This window comes from Amycolatopsis sp. NPDC047767, assembly GCF_040704195.1.
Taxonomy (GTDB): domain Bacteria; phylum Actinomycetota; class Actinomycetes; order Mycobacteriales; family Pseudonocardiaceae; genus Amycolatopsis.
This window is the reverse complement of record NZ_JBEYSJ010000006.1, coordinates 339,631-360,527: the sequence shown is the minus strand read 5'-3', so window position 1 is coordinate 360,527 and position 20,897 is coordinate 339,631. Positions and strand designations below refer to the sequence as shown.

At 70.5% G+C, this 20,897-nt stretch carries 18 protein-coding genes and 1 pseudogene; 8 read left to right on the top strand and 11 right to left on the bottom strand.

Annotated features, from left to right (window positions below; translation table 11 throughout):
- Positions 1-858: 858 nt before the first annotated feature.
- The 3 genes from AB0878_RS14610 to AB0878_RS14600 all read left to right on the top strand — a co-directional run bounded on the left by AB0878_RS14610 (position 859) and on the right by AB0878_RS14600 (position 3,488).
- The gene (locus AB0878_RS14610) at positions 859-1,386 is read left to right on the top strand and encodes a hypothetical protein (protein ID WP_366579920.1); all 528 of its coding nucleotides are present in this window, start codon (positions 859-861) and stop codon (positions 1,384-1,386) included.
- A gap of 85 nt (positions 1,387-1,471) precedes the next feature.
- Positions 1,472-2,209 carry a hypothetical protein gene (locus AB0878_RS14605; protein WP_366579918.1) on the top strand — a complete coding sequence of 246 codons (738 nt, stop codon included), beginning with the start codon at positions 1,472-1,474 and terminating at the stop codon, positions 2,207-2,209.
- 121 nt (positions 2,210-2,330) lie between these two features.
- Positions 2,331-3,488, top strand: a complete 1,158-nt coding sequence (locus AB0878_RS14600) for a cystathionine gamma-synthase (RefSeq protein WP_366579916.1) — start codon at positions 2,331-2,333, stop codon at positions 3,486-3,488.
- 1,114 nt (positions 3,489-4,602) lie between these two features.
- Here AB0878_RS14600 and AB0878_RS14595 read toward each other — a convergent pair.
- Positions 4,603-4,902 (bottom strand): hypothetical protein, encoded by a 300-nt coding sequence (locus AB0878_RS14595; protein ID WP_366579914.1) that lies wholly within the window; start codon positions 4,900-4,902, stop codon positions 4,603-4,605.
- Between the two features lie 96 nt (positions 4,903-4,998).
- On the opposite strand from AB0878_RS14595, the gene ilvA reads away from it, so the two are divergent.
- A complete protein-coding gene (gene ilvA / locus AB0878_RS14590) occupies positions 4,999-6,204 on the top strand; it encodes a threonine ammonia-lyase (protein WP_366579912.1) in 1,206 nt (401 codons plus the stop codon).
- 6 nt (positions 6,205-6,210) lie between these two features.
- On the opposite strand, the pseudogene AB0878_RS14585 reads toward ilvA, so the two are convergent.
- The 7 genes and pseudogenes from AB0878_RS14585 to hppD form a co-directional block, all read right to left on the bottom strand.
- Positions 6,211-6,588 (bottom strand): annotated as a pseudogene (locus AB0878_RS14585) (ferredoxin); the annotation flags it as partial.
- Positions 6,589-7,460: 872 nt separating this feature from the next.
- Positions 7,461-7,907, bottom strand: a complete 447-nt coding sequence (locus AB0878_RS14580; protein ID WP_285972541.1) for a hypothetical protein — start codon at positions 7,905-7,907, stop codon at positions 7,461-7,463.
- Positions 7,908-7,970: 63 nt separating this feature from the next.
- Positions 7,971-8,408 carry a hypothetical protein gene (locus AB0878_RS14575; RefSeq protein WP_366579910.1) on the bottom strand — a complete coding sequence of 146 codons (438 nt, stop codon included), beginning with the start codon at positions 8,406-8,408 and terminating at the stop codon, positions 7,971-7,973.
- Positions 8,386-12,315 carry a hypothetical protein gene (locus AB0878_RS14570; RefSeq protein WP_366579908.1) on the bottom strand — a complete coding sequence of 1,310 codons (3,930 nt, stop codon included), beginning with the start codon at positions 12,313-12,315 and terminating at the stop codon, positions 8,386-8,388. The genes AB0878_RS14575 and AB0878_RS14570 overlap by 23 nt, the downstream gene beginning before the upstream one ends.
- A complete protein-coding gene (locus AB0878_RS14565; protein ID WP_366579906.1) occupies positions 12,315-12,629 on the bottom strand; it encodes a type VII secretion target in 315 nt (104 codons plus the stop codon). The genes AB0878_RS14570 and AB0878_RS14565 overlap by 1 nt, the downstream gene beginning before the upstream one ends.
- A gap of 38 nt (positions 12,630-12,667) precedes the next feature.
- Positions 12,668-13,213, bottom strand: a complete 546-nt coding sequence (locus AB0878_RS14560) for a YbaB/EbfC family nucleoid-associated protein (protein WP_366579904.1) — start codon at positions 13,211-13,213, stop codon at positions 12,668-12,670.
- Positions 13,214-13,512: 299 nt separating this feature from the next.
- Positions 13,513-14,712, bottom strand: coding sequence for a 4-hydroxyphenylpyruvate dioxygenase (hppD, locus tag AB0878_RS14555; RefSeq protein WP_366579902.1), 1,200 nt, complete (start codon positions 14,710-14,712; stop codon positions 13,513-13,515).
- A 119-nt stretch (positions 14,713-14,831) separates the two neighbouring features.
- Between hppD and AB0878_RS14550 the strand changes: the two genes are divergently transcribed.
- Positions 14,832-15,296: an Lrp/AsnC family transcriptional regulator gene (locus AB0878_RS14550; RefSeq protein WP_366579900.1), complete on the top strand. Its 465-nt coding sequence runs from the start codon at positions 14,832-14,834 to the stop codon at positions 15,294-15,296.
- Here the strand turns inward: AB0878_RS14550 and AB0878_RS14545 are convergent.
- From AB0878_RS14545 to AB0878_RS14535, 3 genes are all read right to left on the bottom strand, one after another.
- Positions 15,293-16,105 carry an MBL fold metallo-hydrolase gene (locus AB0878_RS14545; protein ID WP_366579899.1) on the bottom strand — a complete coding sequence of 271 codons (813 nt, stop codon included), beginning with the start codon at positions 16,103-16,105 and terminating at the stop codon, positions 15,293-15,295. The two genes, AB0878_RS14550 and AB0878_RS14545, sit on opposite strands and share 4 nt — an antisense overlap.
- An 82-nt stretch (positions 16,106-16,187) precedes the next feature.
- The gene (greA, locus tag AB0878_RS14540; protein WP_360594206.1) at positions 16,188-16,685 is read right to left on the bottom strand and encodes a transcription elongation factor GreA; all 498 of its coding nucleotides are present in this window, start codon (positions 16,683-16,685) and stop codon (positions 16,188-16,190) included.
- A gap of 198 nt (positions 16,686-16,883) precedes the next feature.
- Positions 16,884-17,339, bottom strand: a complete 456-nt coding sequence (locus AB0878_RS14535; RefSeq protein WP_366579897.1) for a DUF4307 domain-containing protein — start codon at positions 17,337-17,339, stop codon at positions 16,884-16,886.
- 212 nt (positions 17,340-17,551) lie between these two features.
- Here AB0878_RS14535 and mca point away from each other — a divergent pair, with 212 nt between their 5' ends.
- From mca to AB0878_RS14520, 3 genes are all read left to right on the top strand, one after another.
- On the top strand, positions 17,552-18,412 hold the full coding sequence (mca, locus tag AB0878_RS14530; protein ID WP_366579896.1) for a mycothiol conjugate amidase Mca: 861 nt from the start codon (positions 17,552-17,554) through the stop codon (positions 18,410-18,412).
- On the top strand, positions 18,409-18,750 hold the full coding sequence (locus AB0878_RS14525) for a hypothetical protein (protein ID WP_366579894.1): 342 nt from the start codon (positions 18,409-18,411) through the stop codon (positions 18,748-18,750). Before mca ends, AB0878_RS14525 begins: the two co-directional genes overlap by 4 nt.
- A 69-nt stretch (positions 18,751-18,819) precedes the next feature.
- The gene (locus AB0878_RS14520; RefSeq protein ID WP_366579892.1) at positions 18,820-20,811 is read left to right on the top strand and encodes a thioredoxin domain-containing protein; all 1,992 of its coding nucleotides are present in this window, start codon (positions 18,820-18,822) and stop codon (positions 20,809-20,811) included.
- Positions 20,812-20,897 lie beyond the last annotated feature (86 nt).

Here is a 20,897-nt window from a genome sequence, read left to right as displayed (position 1 = left end):
TTGTCGTGCTCGCGGTGGCGTTCGTGTTGAGGGCGAGGTCGTTTCGTTGTTGGGTCGCTCGCCGCGTCACCGCCAGGCACTGACTCTGTTCCGCTGATTCGCGGGTCGACTTGCGCATGCCGTTGCGTTGCCGTGCTCGCGGTTGCGCTCGTGCTGAGGGCGACGTCGCCCGGCGATGACTGCGGGCTGCGGTCTGCAATTTGCCGTGCGCCAGTGCCCACTGGCGCCGCGCGGTGGTGGATTGCTGGGCTCTGCAAACCTTCACTGCGCCGGCAGCCGACCGTCCCCTGAGGTTGGTTCGGTGTCCCGGCCGGTGTTGTGTTTGCGAAGTCAGTCGTGGCCGTTCGGGACCGTCGATGGCTGAACCTGTGCGGTGCGCTGTGTGGGGAAGTTCCGGTCGTGGCGAGTCGCTGAGTTCCGTCGCCGCGGGCGTTTGCCTCGTCGGCCGGACTCTCGGAGCGCTGTTCGGTTTCGCGATGTGCCGCGAACTTGTTGTCGGCAGTGGCGTTGAGGATCAGGCAGACAAGGCCGCTCGTCGAATACCGTTCGGTATTGCAAGCCCCCACGACCGAAGCCCGTCTCCGCGGACTTTTCCCCACTGTCGGCACTTATCCCGTTGCGCTCCGATAGCGCGGAGCCCCCGACGCCCCACCGCGTCACCCACACAGCGGATCTTTGCGAAAAATTGAGAAATGCCGTTTTTCAGTAACACCCCTACCCTCCTGATCTTGGGCCATTACCCGACCTGGGCGAAACGGGCACTGGTTCTTCATCGCTTCACCATTTCTCGTCCATGATCGCGATTTCCGGGCTAGGGTGAGCCGTTCGTTTTCGCCTTCGGCCCGAGGGGGAGCAGAGTTGAGCGGCCCGTACGGATCTCCAGCGCAGCAGCGGTCAGGTCCCGCGCACGGGGAACCGCCGGCGCGGCGCGGGCGTCCGTCCGGGGCGACGGCGTTGGTCGCGGCGCTGCTGGGGCTCGTGGCGGCCGGGGCGGCGGGCTACCTTCCGGTGACGTTGTTCATCGACATCCCTTCGGGGTTCAGTCTCGGCGACCTTCCTGTGTGGACACTCGTGGACCTCGGCGGTTACCTGGGCGCGGGCCTCTTCCTGCTCGTCGGCGCGCTCGCCGCGATCTTCCGCGCCACCGCGGGCGCCGTGCTGCTGATCCTCGGCGCGGTGATCGCCATCGGCGCGATCCTGCTGGAGCCGACGCTCGGCAACGGCGGCTACGCGGCCTACTTCGAGGCCGTCTTCGCGCTGAACTCGTTCGCGGACGTCGACCGGGCCGTGCTGGTGGTGCTGGCGCCGCTGGTGCTGGTGCTGGCGGCGCTGCGCCAGACGTTCTCGTATCTCAGGTACCGGACCTACGTGCCCGGACAGTGGTGATTTTCGCCCCGCAAACGTCTCCAGCCTGGCACGATACGAGGACATCTCCCCGCAGCCGGTGGGGGCCGGATTCCCGAGGACTTCCGTGAGCTATCCCCAGAACCCCGGCCAGGGGCAGAATCCGCAGCAGCCGTACGGCCAGCAGCCCTCCGGCCCACAGGCCTTCCCCGGTCAGCAGCCCTACGGCCAGCCGTACCCGGGCCAGCAGCCGGCGCCCTACTCCGGTCCGCAGCCCATGCCGGGGCAGCCGTACTCGGGACCGCTGCCGGTGCCCGGCCAGTACCCCCAGCAGTACGGTCAGCCGAGCCAGCCGTTCCCCGCGTACCCGGGCGGACCGGGCATGCTGCAGCAGAAGCCGGGCGGCGGGACCGCGATCACCGCGGCCGTGCTGGCGATCCTGGGTGGCATCGTCGCGCTGCTCGGGGTGATCAGCTCGATCGTCGGGCTGGCGACGTTCCACGGGACGGAGATCCTCTTCATCATTTCGCTGGTCGTCGACCTCGCGCTCGCCGGCCTGCTGCTCTACGGCGCCATCGCGCTGATCATGCACAAGCCCGCGGGCCGGATGTGCGTGATCATCGGCTGCGGCGTCTCGATCGCGTTCTCTTTGATCTCGGTGATCCTCAGCGCGGCGGGCGCCACCGCTCTCGGTTCGTCGGCCGAGTTCCTGGGCGTGGGCATCGCCGGCGCGCTCGTCGGGCTCATCCCGCCGGTGGCCACGCTGGTCCTCGCGATCGTGAAGCCGACCCAGCTGTGGGTCGGCCTCGGCGCGCCGGCGCAGCCGCAGTACCCGGGCACCTACCCTCCGCAACAAAGCTGGTGACGAACGGTCCCGCCGGCGCACTGCGGGACCGCACCGGCGGGACCTGCGACGACAGGTCCAGGCAAGCGTGAATTCCATCCCACCTGGCGGGATTGTCGGTACCGGGCCGTACCCTGGAACCATGGTCGACGACTACTCCGTGCTGGGTTTCGAAACACGTGCCATCCACGCCGGGCAGCAGCCCGATCCGCGGACGGGCGCCGTCATCGTGCCCATTTACCAGACGTCGACCTACGCGCAGGACGGCGTCGGCGGCACCCGCGAGGGTGACTACGAGTACTCGCGCACGGCGAACCCCACGCGCACCGCGCTGGAGCAGGCCCTGGCCTCGCTGGAAGGCGCCCGGCACGCGCTGGCGTTCGCGTCCGGCATGGCGGCGTCCGACGCGGTGCTGCGCACGACCCTGCGCCCGGGCGACCACCTGGTGCTGGGCAACGACGCGTACGGCGGCACGTTCCGCCTGATCGACAAGGTGCTGAGCCTCTGGGGCATCGAGCACACCGTCGCCAACCTCGCGAACGTCGACGAGGTCCGCGCCGCGCTGCGGCCCGAGACCAAGCTGATCTGGTGCGAGACGCCCACCAACCCGCTGCTCGGCATCGCCGACATCGCCGCGCTGGCCGGCGTGGCCCACGACGCGGGCGCGCGGCTGGTCGTCGACAACACCTTCGCCACGCCCTACCTGCAGACGCCGCTGGCCCTCGGCGCCGACATCGTGGTCCACTCCACGACCAAGTACCTCGGCGGCCACTCCGACGTCGTCGGCGGCGCCGTGCTCACCAACGAGGACGAGGTCCGCGAGCAGCTGTTCTACCTCCGCAACGCCGCCGGCGCCGTCCCCGGCCCCTTCGACGCGTGGCTCACGCTGCGCGGCCTGAAGACGCTGGCCCTGCGCATGGAGCGGCACAGCGACAACGCCGAGCTGATCGTGCAGACGCTCGCCAAGCACCCGAAGGTCTCGAAGGTCTACTACCCGGGCCTCCCTGAGCACCCGGGCCACGAGGTCGCGGCCAAGCAGATGCGCCGCTTCGGCGGCATGGTGTCCTTCCGCCACGCCGACGGCGAGCAGGCCGCGCTGGAAGTCGCCTCGCGCACCAAGCTCTTCATCCTGGCCGAGTCCCTGGGCGGCATCGAGTCCCTCATCGAACACCCGGGCCGCATGACCCACGCCTCCACGGCGGGCTCCACGCTCCAGGTCCCGGACGACCTGCTGCGCCTCTCCGTCGGCATCGAGGACGGCACCGACCTGGTTGCCGACCTCACGGCCGCGCTGGGCTGAGTCTGCGTTCTCGCGAAACCCCGTGCCACTTCGTCGTGGCGCGGGGTTTCTGCTGTGGCTGCTCGCTCGGTGGCCACACCCCCCGGCGTCTTCAGCAGGGTTCCGGCAAAGTCTTGTGGAGTGGTTGCAGGGCCCGCGGCATCGTGCCTCATGCCCGCCATCCTTGATCGGTTGAACCCGCGCATAACCCCGGACGCGAATCCGGAATGGGCCATGCACCTGCGTGAACTCCTGTGTCAGGTACCAGACCCGTGTGACCGACACGGTGTTCGCCGTTCCGTGGCCTCAATTCTGGTCCTGGCGGCAGTCGCGGAGCACGCTCGTTCGCCGCGATCGGCGAGGGGTCCGCGGATGCCCGCACCACGTGCTGGCGTTACTGGCCGCGACCGCATCAGGGCGGGTAGGTCGCCCCGGACGAGGCGACCGCGCGCCGGGTGACTGGCCGGCTCGCACCTCGGCGATTTCCTCCGCTACCCCGCGATCGAGTTCCCGCACGCGACTCATGCATTTCTCATCGCACGCCGCAGCACCCACCACACCAGCGGCCAACTCACCACCCACACCGCGATCGGGATCACCACCATCACTGGCCAATGGGCCCACCCCAGCCGCCTCAGCCCTTACGCCCGCGGCTACTGGCACATCCAAAAAACACTCTGCTGGATCCGCGACGTCACCTACACCGAAGCCCACTCGCTCGCCCGCGCCAAACCCAGCGTCAGAGCCGCCCCGCGCCACCTCGCCACCAGCGCACTCCGCCACACCGACTGAACCAACACCCTCAGCGGGATACCCCGCATGACCCGAGGCACAGGCCGTCACTCACCCCACCCGGCAATCGGCCCTCACCACCACAACAGCGTTGCCACACCCCCGCCCTCCTCGGGAGGACTGCCCTGCTCCAGTTTACCGAGGTCACGGGCACAAAATTGGCGATCAGGAAATTTGTGGACAACTCGCGGCCGGCGGGATCTGCTGTGGATAACTCAGGTGTACCTCGGACGGCACGTGCCCCTGGGCGGCCGGCGTGACGGTGCCACGGAGGCGGACCTCAGCACGCAAGAACCCCGCGCCGATCAGCGGCCGCGGGGTTCCAAAGGGAGGTCCAGACCCGTCAGGGCCGGTAGCTGCTCGGCTGCGGACCGGCCGTGTGCATCGAGTGGTGGACCGCCTCCTGCTGCTCGGCGGGCGCGGCCGGGAGCTCGGAGCCGTCGATGCAGCCGCCGACGAGCTCGACGTGGTTGTCGTGGCGGATGTACTGGGGGTGGCCGCCGCAGCCGGCCGCGTCGACGGTGAAGTAGGCGGCGCCGGTGAGGGCGAGGGCGGAGGCGACGCCCAGCACGAGGGGCAGGACACCGGCCGAACGGGTCGCGCGCGTCCCACGAGCGGTCGTGGCGTTTTTCGCGCGGGCCATGGTCGCACTCCCTGATCACGTGTGGTTGCCGTTATCAGAGTACCGGTCCCGCGGCGGTGGCACCTCGGCCATCCGTCGGTGGCATCATCGCGACCTATGGAACTGGTCAGCATCGAGCGGATCGAGGAGGCGCGCAAGCTCCTCGAGGGCATCACCAGGGTGACCCCCATGGAACACGCCCGTGACCTGCGGCGCCTACACGGCGGCCCGGTCTACCTCAAGTGCGAAAACCTGCAGCGCACCGGCTCGTTCAAGATCCGCGGCGCCTACACCCGCATCCACGGCCTCACCCGGGAGGAACGCGCCCGCGGTGTCGTCGCGGCGAGCGCCGGCAACCACGCGCAGGGTGTGGCGCTGGCGTCGTCGCTGCTGGGGATCTCGTCGACGGTCTTCATGCCGCTGCGCGCGCCCCTGCCGAAGCTCGCGGCCACCCGCGGCTACGGCGCCGACGTGCACCTGCACGGCGCCGTCCTCGAAGAGACGCTGGCGGAGGCCATCGCGTTCTCCGAGCGTACGGGGGCGGTGTTCATCCACCCGTTCGACCATGTCGACGTGATCGCCGGGCAGGGCACCGTCGGCCTGGAGATCCTGGAGCAGGTGCCCGGCGCGAAGACGGTGCTCGTGGCGACGGGCGGCGGCGGCCTTGTCGGCGGCGTCGCGGCGGCGGTGAAGGGGCTGCGGCCCGACATCCGCGTGGTCGGCGTGCAGGCCGAGGACGCCGCCGCGTACCCGCCTTCGCTGGCGGCCGGCTCGCCCGTGCGCCTGCGCGAGCTGCACACGATGGCCGACGGGATCGCGGTCGGCGAGCCGGGCCCGGTCAGCTACGCGCACGTGTCTTCGCTGGTCGACGACGTCGTCACGGTCAGCGAGGAGTCGCTGTCCCGCGCCGTGCTGCTGTGTCTCGAGCGGCGCAAGCTCGTGGTCGAGCCCGCCGGCGCCGCGACGGTCGCCGCGCTCATGCAGCACCCGGGCGCCTTCGAGCCGCCCGTGGTGGCGATCCTGTCGGGCGGCAACGTCGACCCCGTGCTGCTCCAGCAGATCATCCAGCACGGCATGACGGCCGGCGGCCGCTACCTCAAGCTCCACCTGCGCGTGCCCGACCGGCCCGGCTCGCTCGTCTCCGTGCTGACGTGCGTGAAGAACCTCGGCGCCAACGTCCTCGACGTCGAGCACTCCCGCATCTCCGGCAGCCTCGCCCTCGGCGAGGTCGACGTCGCGCTCGCCCTGGAAACCCGCGGCCCCGAACACTGCAAGGAGGTCGAGGCCGCCCTCGCCGACGCCGGGTTCACCATCGTGCCGTGACCGTCCTCAGTGGACTGGCGGCTCCCCGGTGACCGCCGCCAGCGCCAGCTGCCGCGCCGACTCCCCGACCTCGGGCACCTCGAACCGCCGCCCGCGAATGTGGCTCAGCAGCTCCGGGTCCGGCGCCACGGCGTGCTCCCGCAGGTAGTACGCGACGGCGCCGGGCCACACCCAGCTGCCATCCGTCCGGAACGTCAACGGCACCACGTCCACGCGCCCCGGATCGAACGCGTCGACGTCGAAACTCCGCGACGCCAACACCGCCGGCGCGGACTCGAGGTAGGCCAGCACCCGCTCTCGCTCCGCCTCGGCCAGCGCCTCCCGCTCGACCACGGGCCGCCCGGCGTCGTCGAGCCCGTCGTAAACCCGCGGCGTCCGCATCCCGGCCACCGTCGTCGCCGGCGGATCGGCGACGCCGGGCTCGACCGTCGCGACGGGGCCGGCCGATTCCTCGGGAGCGGCAGCGGCTTCCGGAGTGGGGACGGCCGTGTCCGAGGGTAAGGGGGCTGAGTCCTCGGTCGCCGGTACAGGCGCGGACAAGTCCTCTTGCCGAATCGCGGGCTCTTCGCCGCCGTCCGTTGGCAGTGGCGCGGAAGCGTTGTTCTCCGGCGGAGGTGAGGGAGCCGCGTCCGCGCCAGTGGCCGCCGCGGCTGCCTGGCGTGGTGTGGTAGGTGCATCGGCGGGAACGGGCGGCGTGGCGGGCGGTGGTGCCCCAGCCGGGCCCGTGTACGCAGTCGGTGCGCGGTCGGGCGGGGACGGGGGCGGGGGTGTGTCGGGCGTCCACGGGGCCGGGAGGGGTGGCAGGCCTGCGCGGGTGCGCAGCCAGGGTGGGATGAAGGCGTCCGAGCGGGGGAAGAAGCGGAGTTCGTCCTGGAAGCCGAGTTGTGGGGGTGGGCGGCGCCACAACGGTTCGACGTCGGGGCGGAAGTCGAGGCGAGGTGGGTGCTGAGGGGTGAACACGAGTGTCGCGCTGAGCCAGGTGCCGCGGCCGCGGCGGTACATGCCGCCGCGGAGGACGGCGAGGAGGCGGACGGCCTCCGGGTGCGGGCGGGCCGGGTAGTCGCGCCCGTCCGGGGCCGTGGTGACGACGTCGGCCTCGACGTGGCGCCCCACGGCCCGGTACTCGACCCGCAGCTGCCGCCACCCCGGTGGCGCGGCCGAGGCGCACGCCTGGCCGATCCGCTGGACGAGGTCCTGCTGCTGGGCCGGGCTCAGGGGTACCGGCGGTTGGCTCAAGGCGTCTCCCCGCGGTGGTGTCAGTTGCCGGCGGCGGCGAGCCGCTCGCGGAACCAGTCGGGCATGAACTCCTCGGTGCGGGGGAACCGCTCCTGCTCGATCGCGAACTGCTCCGCGGCCGGGTACGGGTCGAAGTCCGGCTCGTTGCGCCAGTTGTACTGGATCGTGAACCGGCTCGGCGGCTCGATGCCGAAGCGCGCGGAGAACCACGTCCCCTCGCCCTCGGTGTACATGCCTCCGCGCAGGCGCTGGAACATCTTCCACACGTCGACCGGCGGATCCCACGGGCGGAACGTGCCACTGGGATCCTTCACCCCGACGGCCACGTCGACATTGCGGCCGACCATGCGGTAGTCGATCATCACCTGCTGCCAGCCCGGCGGCAGGGCTTCGACCACGGCCGTGGTGATCTCACCCAGCAGCTCGTTCTGCTGGATCGGGTCCAGCTCCGGCCACTTGAACGGCATCGGTGATGTCCTCCTGATCGTTCGGACTTTTCGGGCGGCCCCATCATGGCACGGGGCCCGTGGTCACTCCTGGGCCCGCAGGCGGTCCTGCTCGCCGCCCTCGTCGAGCAGCTTCCGCAGCCACGCCGGCACGTGCTCGTCGTCGCGCGGGTACGCCTCCAGATCACGCGTGAACGCGCTGGGGTGCAAGGGCGGCCACCAGTTCGGGTCGCCGTCGAGGTCGTAGGTGAACTCAGGCGACGAGTCCGGGCGCAGCACGACCTTCGCGGAAAACCATGTGCCACGGCCGGGTTCGTACATTTCGTCGCGCAGCGCGCGGAACGCCGCCTTCACGGGCGCGGGCAGCTCCATCGAGCCGGGGGAGCCGTCGCGCATCCGGACCTGCAGCGCGAAGTCGTTGGCCACCACGGTCGCCGACACCATCAGCACGATCTCCGCCCACCCGGACGGCGCCGCGTTCGCCAGTGCCGCAGCGATTTCAGCGGGAACGGGATCGGTCACTGTACTGCCTGTTCTTTCCGAAGTTGATGTCCGCGGGGTTGTTCGGGAACTCGCGCTCCTTGGTCACGCGCGAGATCTCCACGCGTTTTCCGTTCTCCAGCACGACGTGCCCGTTGACGTCGGTCTTGTAAACCACTTCCTGCCAGCGCATGGTGACGCTCTCCGGCACGCCGTTGCTGTCGCCGTGCATGCCGACCTGGTAGTTCTGGATGTCCTGGCCCTCGGTGTTCGCGAACTTGCCGAGCTCCGTCTCCTGGTTGCGCCACGAGGCCTCGTGGATCCAGCCGTCGCGGTAGTTGCCGCTGTTGGACGCCGCCATCTGCGGGTGCATGTTGACGTACTCACCCGGGCCGCCCATCTCGTTGGCCGCGAGGTGCCCGCCCGCCCAGCGCACCTTCTCGTACTTGTCGCCGTATTCGGCGTGGTCGGCGAACGCCTCCTTGCCCTCGCCGCCGGACCGGTTCTGGGAGTTGGTGTCGCGGTAGGTGTCGTTGCGGCCGTCGAAGCTCGGGTCGCCCGTCATCGCGTCGGGCTTGCCGTTCTCGCCGATGTGGAAGGTCCACGACTTGTCCGCGTCGTGGAAGTTCGGCACGCGGTACTGCGCGCCCGGGATCAGCGGGTAGCGCAGGTCGGGGTTGTGGTTGGGCGACGACGTGCCGGGCGTCGCCTCGACGTGCGTGATGTGGCCGTCGGCGTCGGTGTAGAACCGCGTGGTGGCACCGTTTTCGTACGACACGCGGTACTCGGCGTGGCCCGCCAGCGGACGCTCGTCGTGCAGCGTCTGCGGCACGCCGTCCGGGTCCGGGTCGGCGTTGCTGGTCCGAGCGGGTACGTCGTCGAGATCGCGCGGCGAGTCGACGTCCGGGTGGCCGTCGCGGTGGCGCGGGCCGGCGAACTCGGAGTCGTCGGGCCGGTCCCAGTCCACGAACCGCCGGTCGAACTCCGGGGAGTCCGGGTTGTACGTGCGGGTCGCCGGCGGGAGGTCGAACTCCTCCTCCGGAACGCCCCCGTTGACGTCGTCGTCGCCCCGCGCGTGGGCGCTGTCGGCGTCGACGTCGTGCGGGTCGTGGTGGTGCGACTCCGGCGCGAAGCCGTCCTGGCCGGCGTGGTGCGACGTGCCGTCCGGGTGGTGCACGGACCACTCGCCGTCCGGTGGGATCCGCGGCCGCATCCGGCCGTCCGGCCCGATTTCGTAGTCGGACGAGAAGACCCGGCCGTTCGCGTCGGTCCACGCCGGTTTGGTCGGCGCCATGACGTCGGTGTCGAGCTCGCGCGAGAGCCGGTTGGCGAAGTCGTTGGAGCCGGCGTCGCAGCCGATCAGGCGGATGGGGCGGCCGTCGTAGTCCGCGTTGTGACGCAGGACGTCGGCGAACTCCTCCGGCGTGTAGTGCCGGTCGCCGATGCGCGCGTGCCCGTCGGACGTCACGTGCACGTCGACGGTGTAGCGCCCGTCCGGATCCGGCTGCACGCGGTGGGGGAGGTCGCCCATGTCCGTGTCGCCGCGGTGGTACGAGCTGCCCGCCGGCGTGCTTTCCGAGTGGTGCTGGTTGACCTCGTCCGGTGTCAGGGGTTCGTCGTCGTGGTGGTGCGGCCCGCCGTCGTGGTCGGGCGTGTCGTGGTGGTCGGACGGATCGTGGTGGTCGGCGTTGTCGTGATGATCGGTGTTGTCGTGGTGCTCTGGTGAACCGTCGGTGTCGTGGTGCGGAGCGCCGTCCTCGGGCTCGTTGTGATGGGGAGCCCGATCGTCGGGGTCACCGTGGCGCGGGGTCCGGTCGCCGGGCTTGCCGTCGGGAGTCCGATGTGGACTGTCAGCCTCCGGGCGGGTCGCGGTCGGCGAGCCACCACGCGCGGCGGGCTCCGGAGTGTCACTCGGCCGCCGCGGCCCGCCCGCCGCCGGGTCGCCCGGGCGGCGCGGCCCGTCGGGGCTCTGGGGCGAGCGCGGGTTCGGCTCACTCGGGCGGCGCGGCGAACCCGAGTCGGGCCGCCGCGAGGAGGGCTCGGGTCCCTCACCGGGCCGCCGCGACGAAGGCGCGCGATCGGGACCGGTGCGCGGACCTGAGGGTTCCGGAGTACGAGCGCCGGGGCTGCCCGGGGTACCGGTCCAGCCACCGCCGCTTCCAGGCCGGGCTGCCGGCGTGCCACCGGGGACGCCACCGGACGGCGAACCGGCCGGCGCACCACCCTGCGGCGGCAGGCCGCCCGCGACAGGTTGGTTCGGCGCGGTGGAGCCCGACGGACCGGCGCCATCGCCGGTGCGCGGCGCGGGAGCGCTGGGCGCCGGCTCGTCGACCTTCGGCGGCGCGTAGCCCGCGGCCGAGGTCGAGCTGTCGCCCGAGCTCTGGTGCGAAGACGGCGAGCTGCTCCCGGAAGAGCCACCACCGGAGTGGGCCGGGGCGCCGCCGCCGGACCCGCCGCTGCTGTGCGGCGTCGAGCCACCCGACGGTGAGCCACCCGACGGTGAGCCGCCGGACGGCGAGTTGCCCGCGTGCGCCGAGCTGGGCGCGTCACCGGTGTGGGCACTCGGCGCGTCGCCCGTGTGCGAGGGCGCGGAACTGCCGCCACCGGACGGCGAAGAGCTGCCCGCGTGGCTCGGCGAGCTCGACGAAGAACCGGCGTGGCTCGGCGACCCGCCACCGGACGGGCCGCTGGTGCTGTGCGGCGCGGAGCCGCCGGACGAGGGCGAATCGCCGCCGAACGTCGACGCGGAGTTGTCACCCCCGGCGTCGTGGGTGCCGTTGCCCGTGCTCCGGCGCGACGAATCACCGGAAGAACCGTCCCTTGTGGAGGGACCGCCGTCCGGGCTCGACGACGCGGAGTCCCCGTCACCGGAGTGCGAGCCGTCGGCGTCCGAGTCGCCGGAGTGCGAGCTCGCGGAATCGGAGTCACCGGACCGCGAATCGCCGGAGTCCGGATCACCGGAGTGGGAACTGTCGGCCTCCGAGTCCCCGGAATGCGAGCCATCCGGGCTGTCCGAACCCTCCCCGCCGGGCGAGTCCCCGTCGGAGCCGCTGTGGTGCGAACCACCGCCGGCGCCGCCACCGCCCGTGTGGTGGGCGAACCCGCCGGCCTTGATGTTCTTCGTGCTGATCACGTCGAGGCCCGTGACCTTGCCGGCCAGCTTGCCCAGGATCTTGATGATCTTCGTGAAGACGTCGGCCAGCTTGCCGAGCAACGGCGACACCCGGCGCATCGTGTCGCACAGCTTGGTGAGCAGCCCGCTGATCTTCTCGCCCCACTTGGAGATCGCCGTGACGGCCTGCGCGACCACCAGCGGCGTGCCGAAGCCGAGGGAGAAGACCTCCTCCATGACCCACGAGATCAGCTTGCCCACCAGATCGGCGATCAGCTGCCGCACGGTCTCCCGCACGAACGACACGACCTGGCCCATGATCATCGTGACGGTGCCGATCGCACTCGCCACGGTCGCGGCCCCGCCGAGCGCCTCCGCGCACTCCGCCGCGCCCTTGCGGTACGCGTCGGCCGCGTCGCCGGTCCACTCCGCGGTGCCGGTCTTCACCGCGTTGGCGTAGTCGGCCTGCCGGTCCTGCAACGCTTTCGCGACGTTGCCCCAGGTGTCCGCATAGGACTGGATCACGGGCGGGTTGCCCGCCACCGAGTCGAGCATGTCCTTCAGCGGCTGCACGTGCTCCATGAGGAACGACGCCACCGACGACATCAGGTAGCCGAACGGGTCGATCGCCGCGCCCGCGATCTCGCCCGCGAGACTGAGCACCCCGAGGCCACCCGAGACCCAGTCGCCGTCCTTGATGCCGTTGAACGCGTCCATCGCCGACTCGGCGACGCCGATGCCCGTGGCGTAGCCGTAGTCGCCGTTGCCCGCCGTGAGCGGCCCGGGACCGTCTCCGTCCTGCTTCGCCTGCGCGACGAGCGGGTTGCCGTCGGCCATCAGTCGGGCACCTTCGTGGACGCGATGGCGTCGGTCGTGCCGGTTTCGTAGGTCTCGTACGCCTGCGCGGCGTTGCGGACCTTCTGCGCCTGCGCGTCCATCGCCGTGACGGTGTTCTGCAACGCGTTGATGCCGAACTCCTCCACCGGGTCGAGCATCGCCCGGAACGGCTGGCAGAGGATGCCGTACGCGTCGGTGGGCATGCTGACCTGGTTCGCGGCGTCGACGGCCTGGCGCAGCCCGTCGCTGATCCCGTCGAGCTGGCGCGCGTGCGCCTCGAGGTCGCTGCCGACCTCGTATCCCTTAGGTGCCATGGTGTTTCATCCCCCAGGATGGCTGTGCGAAACCGGAATCAAGAAAGGATCGAACCGCCGAAGTCATCATCGTCGTCGGACGTCTCGGCCCGGCGACGACGCGGTGGCGGTTGCGGCGTCTGCTGCCGAGGCAGTGCGGCCGGTGGCGGGGGAGGCGGGTCGTTGTCCTCGGGCCCGAACCGGTGCACGGGCGCGGGCGGCGGAGGTGGCTCTTCCGGCGGCGGCGCGGGGAACGTGCTCTTCGCGTCCTCCACGAGCTTGTCCCCGGTGGCGTCACTGCCCAGCGTCTCGCTCGCAACCTGTTGCAGCAGCTCGGGAATCCGCGCCTGCGCCTTCTGCACGAGCTGCATCACCTGCGCCGACACCTCCGCCATCCGCTTGCCGCTGGCGGACTCGGAGATCACGAGGTTCTTCAGCAGCCCCTTGGCATCCACGGTCACCTCGACCGTGCCGTCCTTCGCTCGCTCGGTCACGGTCTGGCCCTGCATGCGGTCGGCCATCGCCTGGTAGCGCGCAGCCGTCTCCTGCAGCTGCCGCGTCCAGCCGTCCACCATGCGCTGGCTGGCGTCGACGCCGTCCGACATCGGGCCCCCATTCCTCTCGAGCCGACTTCCCCACAGTGACGGATCCGGCCCGCCCCAGGTTCCGGTGCCGTCCGAATTGATCCGATCGGCCCAGTTTGCCATCCGGGTCAACCGGTCTCGCCGGCACCTGAATCGACTGTACGTGCCCGCACCGACACAAAACGTGGCAAGCGGCCCGCTCGCGACTTTTCGTCGCGAACGGGCCGCTCGTACCACTCAATCCTTGACAACCACGCCGATCAGGGGTTTCCTGTGGCGCCGCAAGGCGTCCGAGATTGCCTCGGCTGTGTCCGATGGCGTCAGAGATTGCCTCGCCGCTCCTGCTCCCGCTCGATCGCCTCGAACAGCGCCTTGAAGTTCCCCTTCCCGAAGCCCAGCGAACCGTGCCGCTCGATGAGCTCGTAGAACACCGTCGGCCGGTCGCCGATCGGCTTCGTGAAGATCTGCAGCAGGTACCCGTCCTCGTCTCGGTCGACCAGAACCTTGTGCTCCTGCAACGTTTCGATCGACACCCGCACCTCGCCGATGCGCGCGCGCAGCTCCGGGTCCTCGTAGTAGGAGTCCGGCGTGTCGAGGAACTCGACGCCCGCGGCCCGCATCGCGGTGATCGTGGCGATGATGTCGTTGGTGGCCAAGGCGATGTGCTGGCAGCCGGCGCCCTCGTAGAACTCGAGGTACTCGTCGATCTGCGACTTCTTCTTCGCCACGGCGGGTTCGTTCAGCGGGAACTTCACGCGGTGGTTGCCGTTGGACACGACCTTGCTCATCAACGCGGAATAGTCCGTTGCGATGTCGTCGCCGACGAACTCCGCCATGTTCACGAAGCCCATCACGCGGTGGTACCAGTCGACCCAGTAGTCCATCTTGCCGAGCTCGACGTTGCCCACGCAGTGGTCCACGGCTTGGAACAGGCGTTTCGGCGCGCCTTCCGGCCGCGTCACCGTGCTCTCGCGCGCCTCGAATCCGGGCAGGTACACGCCGTCGTAGCGCGACCGGTCGATCAGCGAGTGGCGGGTTTCGCCGTACGTCGCGATCGCGGCCATCCGCACCGTGCCGTGCTCGTCGGAGACGTCGTGCGGCTCATCGAGGATCGTCGCGCCCTGTGCTCGGGCGTGCGCCACGCACTTGTCGACGTCGGTCGTCTCCAGCGCGAGGTCGCTCACGCCGTCGCCGTGGCGGCGGTGGTGGTCGAGCAGCGGCGAGTCCGGCCGCACGCCGCCGGTGATGACGAACCGCGCCGAGCCCGACTTGAGCACGAACGCCTTGCGGTCGAAGCGGCCCGTCTCCGGCCCGGAGTAAGCGACGAGCTGCATGCCGAACGCGACCTGGTAGAACCACGCGGTCTGCGTCGCGTTGCCGGCGACGAAAACCACCGCGTCGAGAGCCTTGACCGGGAACGGGTCGTTGGTGGCGTCGTGCTCGACGAGCCCCACGAGCTGACGGAGCTGGTCGAAGCTGACGTCGTCGAGTGCGCCCTGCGGATCCATGGTGTGGGTCATGCCGAAAGCATGGGTCCGCCACGGCAAGTTGAGCAACGGTCACCGAATTCACTGGACAATGTGCTCAGCGAAAACCCGTAAGCTGCGGTCAACGTGGACAACCTGCGCAGGGAGGAACCGTGCTCGACTCGCTCGACGCCCGGCTGTTGCTGCTGCTCACCGACTCGCCCCGGCTGGGGGTGCTGGAGTGCGCGCGCCGCCTCGGCGTCGCGCGCGGCACCGTGCAGGCACGCCTGGACCGGCTCACCGAACGCGGCATCCTCGGCGGCTTCCCGCCCGAGCTGGACCTCGCCGCGATGGGCTACGGGCTCACCGCGTTCGCCGTGCTGGAGATCGCACAGGGCCGGCGCGCAGGCGTGGCCGAGGCGCTCGCCGCCATCGAGGAGGTGTGCGAGGTGCACGCCACCACCGGGCAGGGCGACCTGTTCGTCCGGCTGGTGGCGCGCGACAACGACGACCTGCAACGCGTGATCGACGAGGTGGTCGGCGTGGACGGGGTGCTGCGCACGTCCACCTCGATCGCCCTGTCCACGCCGGTGCCGCCGCGCGTGCGCCCGCTGCTGGAACGCACCGCGCGCGGTTAGAACGCGTCGAGCGCGTGCGCGAGGTACCGCTTCGCCGAACGCTGCACGACCTCGTGCCCGTCACTGCGCACGATCCGGTCCCACCACGCGCCGTAGATCGCGTCGAACGCGTACGGCTCCAGCAGTTCGGCCGCGCGGCGCACCACGCTCGGCCGTTCCGGGATCAGGTTCGGGTAGCTGTACATGAAACCGACGTGGGTGCGGTCGGGGATGACCTGGACGATGTCGCCCGCCAGCAGGGCCCCGCGGCCGTCTTCACCCGCCGGCCAGTGGAGCACCGTGCCGCCGGTGAAGTGCACGCCGAGGTTGATCAGCCGCAGGTCGTCGGCCACGTCGAGGGTGGTGCCGGACCAGAGCCGGATCGACGGGTCGGGGCGGCCGATCCACTCCTGGTCGCCTTCGTGCAGGTAGATCGGCGCGTCGAACGCGTGGGCCCACTCGACCATCGTCGTGTAGTAGTGCGGGTGGCTGATCGCGATGCCGGTGATGCCGCCGAGTTCGGTGACCTGCTGCACCAGCGCGTCGTCGAGGTACGCCGCGCAGTCCCAGAGGAAGTTGCCGGAGGCGGCCTGCACGAGCAGTGCGCGTTGCCCGATCGCGAAACCGGGCTCGGAACCGATGCCGATCACGCCCGGTCCCTGCTCTTCGACGCGCGGGCGGTACTCGCCGCTCGACCGCAGCGTCGCGAGGTCGGTCCAGGCCTGGCCGGTGAGCGGGACGTACTGGCGTTCGTCCTCGCAGATCGGGCAGTCGTCGCGGGGTCCCGGGTATTGCATTCCGCAAGCGCGGCACATCGGTTCGGTGCTCATCGTGGCCTCCCAGTGGTGTTCAGGGGCCACGCTAGTCGCGTACCCGGCTCTCGCGAGCCGGGTACGCGGAGACCGCGGTGGGTCAGGCCTCGCTGTAGGGCACGGCCTTGACCAGCGTCACCTGCTGGGTACGGCCGTTGGGCAGCTCGTACTCGCGCGACTCGCCTTCCTTGGCGCCGAGCAGGGCCTTGCCCAGCGGCGACTCCGGGGAGTACACGTCGAGCGCGCCCTCGGCGCCCTCTTCGCGGGTGGCGAGGAGGAACTTCTCCTCGTCGTCGTCGCCCGCGTACTTCACGGTGAGGACCTTGCCGGGACCGGCGGTGCCGTCGTCCTCGGGAGCCTCGCCGACCTTCGCCGAACGCAGCAGTTCCTGCAGGTGGCGGATGCGCGCCTCGGCCTGGCCCTGCTCCTCGCGCGCCGCGTGGTAACCGCCGTTTTCCTTGAGGTCTCCCTCTTCGCGGCTGTCGTTGATGCGCGCAGCGATGACCGGACGATTCTCGATCATTTCGTCGAGCTCGTGCTTGAGCCTGTCGTAGGCATCCTGGGTCAGCCAGGTCACCTTGTCGCTCACGGTCACCATCTCCTCGTCGGGCCTGCCAGGCTTGGGTGTTCAAGCCGGCCTCCGCACGGGCTCACTGCGCCCGCACGGCTGGGATAAAGGAAAAACACGGCCCGCCTCGGGCCGTGCTGGTGTGTCAGCTTATCACGGCAGGGTGCAGCGACGCCGGTCCATTCCACGGCGCGCGGGCACTCGCCGCGCATTTCACCCCGTTGGCCGCTATGGGGTTGACATGTAACGTGGTATGGAGTACGAGCAGCCGTACACGTCGGCTGTCACCGGTTCCCCGATGCTCTTCACCACCGTGCTCACCCGGCTGTGGCCGGCCCCGGCGGGAACCAGCACCTCTTTCCGGCCGCTCTCGGAGCCGGACCTGTCCTGCACCCGCACGACGCACACCCCGGCTTTGTCGGGGTCGTCACGCGTCACGTTGATGGTGATCTGCATCGCGTTGCCCGGGCGGGGTTCGAACGCCACGCGCTCTGCGTCGATCGACGTCTGGCCGAGGTTGACGTAGGCGATCCACGCCACGGCGAAGCCCGCGACCACCGCGATCGCGGTGAAAACCCAGCGCTTCCAGCGTTTCGACCCCGTCTTGCCCGCCGACCCGTACCGGTCCGCGGGCGGCGCCGGACGGGCGTCTCCCTCGGCGGTTGCGGTCTCTCCGGTCTGCAAGTCCGGGCCTCCGGTCGTTCTTGTCGTACCCGCGGGGACAATGGGGGGAGCCCGCCTGGGGGCACCACCTGTCGTCGAGTATCCGCGAGCCGTTCCGGTGGCGTGGAGCCGGGGCAGGGTACGACGGAATAACGGGACACGAAAGGGTCGTTCGGAACATGGTGCGAGCTGACGAGCTGATGACGAGCGACCGCGCCTCAAACCTGCGTCTCATGGCGGTGCACGCGCACCCGGACGACGAGTCCAGCAAGGGCGCCGCCACGATGGCGAAGTACGTCGCCGAGGGCCACGAGGTCATGGTCGTGACGTGCACGGGCGGTGAGGCGGGCAGCATCCTCAACCCCGCCATGGACCGGCCCGAGGTGCTGGCCAACATGGCCGAGATCCGGCGCGACGAGATGGCGCGGGCGGCGAAGATCCTGGGGGTGAAGCACCGCTGGCTCGGCTTCGTCGACTCGGGACTGCCCGAGGGCGACCCGCTGCCGCCGGTGCCGGAGGGCTCGTTCGCCGTGGTGCCGCTGGAGGAGTCCGCCGAGGCGCTGGTGCGCGTGGTGCGGGAGTTCCAGCCCCACGTGCTGATCACCTACGACGAGAACGGCGGGTACCCGCACCCGGACCACATCCGCACCCACGAGGTGTCGATGGCGGCCTTCGACGCGGCGGGCGACCCGAACCGGTTCCCGGACGCCGGCGACCCGTGGCAGCCGCTCAAGCTGTACTACGTGCACGGCTTCTCCAAGGCCCGGATGATCGCGTTCGACACGGCGCTCAAGGCGGCCGGCCTGCCCTCGCCGTACGAGGAGTGGCTCAAGTCCTGGGACCCCGACCGGGCCGACATCATGGAGCGGGTGACCACCCGGATCGAGTGCGGTGAATACTTCGAGGTGCGCGACGAGGCGCTGAAGGCGCACGCCACGCAGATCGACCCGACCAGCCGCTGGTTCGCGGTCCCGCTCGAGATCCAGCGCGAGACGTGGCCGACCGAGGAGTACGAGCTGAACCGCTCCCTGGTGGACAGCACGCTGCCGGAGGATGATCTGTTCGCCGGCATCAAGGAGAAGGTGAGTCCATGAGTTTCGGTGTGCCGGCCGTCGCGGTCGCCCCGCTGACGGCGTCGGCCCTGTTCCTGGCCCAGCAGCCCGACAGCGGTGACAACGGCGGCCAGGGTGAGGACTTCGGCAAGTCCTCGCCCGTCGGCCTGCTGGTGCTGATCCTGTTCCTGATCGCGGTCGCGTTCCTCATCCGGTCGATGAGCAAGCACCTGAAGAAGGTGCCGGCGAGCTTCGACAAGGAGGAGGCGTCCTCCGAGGGTTCCGACACTTCGGGCGAAAAGCCTTCGGACGACGCGGGCGAGCAGGTCGAGGCGAAGGTCGCCGAGCCGGCGGACCCGGCGCGGGCCAAGTCCGACTGACCCTGCCCGCCGGGCGGGTTCGCCGACGGGCCTGACGAGGCCCGGCGAGCGCCGTGCCACCCTGGTGGCATGGCGAACCGACTGGCGGACGCGACCAGCCCGTACCTCCTGCAGCACGCGGGAAACCCCGTCGACTGGCGCGAATGGGGGCCCGAAGCGCTGGCCGAGGCGCGTGAGCGCAACGTGCCGATCCTGCTGTCGGTCGGCTACGCGGCGTGTCACTGGTGTCACGTGATGGCCCACGAGTCCTTCGAGGACGAGGGCACCGCGGCGCTGATGAACGCGCACTTCGTGAACATCAAGGTCGACCGCGAGGAGCGGCCGGACATCGACGCGGTCTACATGGCCGCCACCCAGGCCATGACCGGCCAGGGCGGCTGGCCGATGACCTGTTTCCTCACGCCCGAGGGTGAGCCGTTCCACTGCGGTACCTACTACCCGCCGACGCCGCGGCCGGGCATCCCGTCGTTCGGGCAGCTGCTCGTGGCCGTCTCGGAGGCGTGGACGGAGCGGCCCGAAGACCTGCGCGAGGGCGCGCAGCGGCTGATCGGGCACCTCACCGAGCAGAGCGGGCCGTTGCAGGCCTCGGCGGTGGACGCCGGCGTGCTGGCCGGCGCCGTGGAGAAGCTCGCGGCCGAGGTGGACCCCGTCCACGGTGGGTTCGGCGGCGCGCCGAAGTTCCCGCCGTCGATGGTGCTGGAGTTCCTGCTGCGCCACCACGAGCGCACGGGCTCGTCCGAAGCGCTGTCGCTCGCTTCGTCGACCGCGGAGGCCATGGCCCGCGGTGGCATCCACGACCAGCTCGCCGGCGGCTTCGCGCGGTACTCCGTGGACGCCGAGTGGATCGTTCCGCACTTCGAGAAGATGTTGTACGACAACGCTTTGCTGCTCCGGGTTTACGCCCATTTGGCGCGCCGGGGGTCTTCGTTCGCTCTGGGTGTCGCCGAGGGGATCGTCCGGTTCCTGGAGGCCGATCTGCTGACCGCGGAGGGCGGCTTCGCGGCTTCGCTCGACGCGGACACCGAAGGCGTCGAGGGTCTCACTTATGTCTGGACGCCGCCCGAGCTGCGCGAGGTGCTCGGGGACGAGGACGGCGTGTGGGCGGCTTCGGTGTTTTCGGTGACGGAGTCCGGAACGTTCGAGAAGGGGTCGTCGACCCTGCAGCTGCCGGGTGATCCGGAGTCCACTGACCGGTTCGAGCGCGTCCGGCAGGCGTTGCTGGCCGCGCGGGCTTCGCGGCCGCAGCCGGCGCGGGACGACAAGGTGGTGGCCGCGTGGAACGGTCTCGCCATCACCGCGCTCGCCGAGGCGGGTGTCGCGCTGGAGCGTCCACAGTGGATCGAGCTGGCGCGCGGAGCGGCTTCGCTGCTGCTGTCCACGCATCTCGTGGACGGCCGGCTGCGGCGCAGCTCGCGCGACGGTGTGGTGGGCGTGCCGGCGGGCGTCCTCGAGGACTACGCGTGCCTGGCCGACGGGCTGCTCGCCCTGCACCAGGCGACAGGCGAGCCGCGGTGGCTGGAGGAGGCTTCGCGGCTGCTGGACCTGGCGTTGACGCACTTCGCTTCGGACGTCGTTGGCGCGTACCACGACACCGCGGACGACGCGGAAACGTTGGTGCAGCGCCCTTCCGACCCCACGGACAACGCGAGCCCTTCGGGAGCATCGGCGTTGGCGGGAGCGTTGCTGACGGCTTCCGCGCTGGGCGGGTACGAGCAGGCCGCGCGGTATCGCGACGCGGCCGATGCGGCGTTGCAGCGTGCCGGCCTGCTGATCGGCCGGGCGCCGCGGTTCGCCGGGCACTGGCTTTCGGTGGCTGAAGCGGCGCAGTCGGGGCCGGTGCAGGTGGCCGTCGTCGGGGAGGACCGGGCGGCGTTGGTCGCGGCGGCCGCGCGACAGATCCACGGCGGCGGTGTGGTGCTGGGTGGCGCTCCGGACGCACCCGGCGTGCCGCTGCTGGCGGACCGCCCGCTGGTCGACGGCGCCGCGGCGGCGTACGTCTGCCGCGGCTACGTCTGCGATCGCCCGGTGACCTCGGCGGAGGACCTGCTCGCGCAGCTCTGAGTTCCGCCCCTGGTGAACACTGCCCTGCCCGACGTGTATTCGGCGTAGCTTCAGTAGCGAGGTAATCATGTAATCGCGCACTTCGA